Raw genomic sequence first — 1,495 nt, 5'->3', positions numbered from 1 at the left:
ATCAATTATCGCAAACTATACACTTTACTTTAGTGTCAAAATTATAATAATGACAAAAAATATTAAGATGCATATAATGGTAAAAAGAGTCATATTAAAATGAAAAATATCATTCTTGTAATTTTGATTGCAAACATTTTATCGGCTTGTGTATTAGCACCAAAGCTCAAACAGCCCAATGATAGGAACCGTGTGCCTATTAATAAAACAATCCCTGACGAAATCAAGCGAGGAGACAACGGAATCTCATAAACTGATTTATGAAGTTAATAATATAATGGTCAGTCTTTCTAAATATGTGAAAATTAAAAGGAATAAAATATGCAAAAGCTGATTATTATCATAGCAATTAGTGCGTTTCTTGGAACAACAAACTTAGTAAGAAGTGACACTGTTACTAAGCAAGGAGGAGCTCATAGCCGTATTACTATAATTCCTGGTATGGGGTCAGGAGGTCTCAGTACAAGCAAAGATTATAGACCAAAAAAACCACCAAAAGGCTATAATCCACCACCTGCACTTCCACCCGATGTTAAAATCGATCTTTCTACTTTGGGAACGATGAGAAATCGCATACCGTCCAAACCTAGTGGCTTTAAGCCATCTAACACAACTCCAGTATCTCCCACAACTCAGGTACCTAAATCAACTTTTGTATCTGCTCCACCTGCAGAATATCTAGGGATTATTAATCTATTAAAAAAAGGAGAAATTATTGAGCTCTTAAAAAAACAGCTTGAGTTGAAAAAAGAACAACTTTCGCAAACAGAAAAAGCCTATCAAGCTATAACAAAGGGTCAGAAAACTGCACCTCAGAAAATAGACTTTTCTAGTTTTTTTCTCAAAGAACCAGAATTGCTCTATAAGAGTGACAAGCTTTCAAGGGAATCATATCAAAAGGTATTAGAGGAAGAAAACAAAATTTCTGGGACTTTTGAGCAAATGGGGAAGGCTATTTCAAGGCGTTTACAATTTGCATCGATACTAGATAAAGCTGTAAGTTTAGAAACTTTTGAAAACGTAGAAAATCGTTTTAAATACCTCCAACATCTATTAGATGAAATTCAAACAAAAGAAAACCTGAAAGATACTGCAGATCTTCAAGCACATATCGATGGTTCGTTAACCATGATCCAAAATGAATTTATAAAGATGGAAATGGTAGCGCATTTACGTAATGCTGAGCAATCACTTATCAAAAGGAAAAGACGCGAACTTGATATGAAAATTTTTGACCATGAAAAAAAGGGGATGCCTACCATACGATAAAAACAAAAGCCAATGTAGAAGGTTCAGTACTATCCGAACAATTCAGAGAGGCACAAAGATTTTATCAAAGCCAAGATATCGTAATGCAAATACTTAGGTAATGTATAAATGCAAATAACACGTTTAGCATGTATCTATGTTTCAAGGTGATAAAAAGTTGAAAATTCGTTAAAGAGGAATTCCATGGACTTTACAGTGTTCACGCAACTTTTCAATAAAATTGATC

2 protein-coding genes are annotated in these 1,495 nt (G+C 33.8%); both read left to right on the top strand.

Annotated elements, in window-relative coordinates:
- Window positions 1-99: 99 nt before the first annotated feature.
- Complete coding sequence (locus ACFIKR_RS09250; RefSeq protein WP_375659638.1) at window positions 100-252, top strand: TrwH protein; 153 nt, start codon at window positions 100-102, stop codon at window positions 250-252.
- A gap of 69 nt (window positions 253-321) precedes the next feature.
- Complete coding sequence (locus ACFIKR_RS09245) at window positions 322-1,269, top strand: type IV secretion system protein (protein WP_375659637.1); 948 nt, start codon at window positions 322-324, stop codon at window positions 1,267-1,269.
- Window positions 1,270-1,495: the final 226 nt, after the last annotated feature.

This window comes from Bartonella sp. MR30HLJHH (assembly GCF_042194195.1).
GTDB classification, from domain to species: domain Bacteria; phylum Pseudomonadota; class Alphaproteobacteria; order Rhizobiales; family Rhizobiaceae; genus Bartonella; species Bartonella grahamii.
Note: the sequence above shows the minus strand (reverse complement) of the source record. Positions and strands in the feature narration are given on the sequence as shown.

Coding starts and splice junctions, on each gene's coding strand:
- ACFIKR_RS09250 (WP_375659638.1), top strand. CDS start 100: ATGAAAAATATCATTCTTGTAATTTTGATTGCAAACATTTTATCGGCT.
- ACFIKR_RS09245 (WP_375659637.1), top strand. CDS start 322: ATGCAAAAGCTGATTATTATCATAGCAATTAGTGCGTTTCTTGGAACA.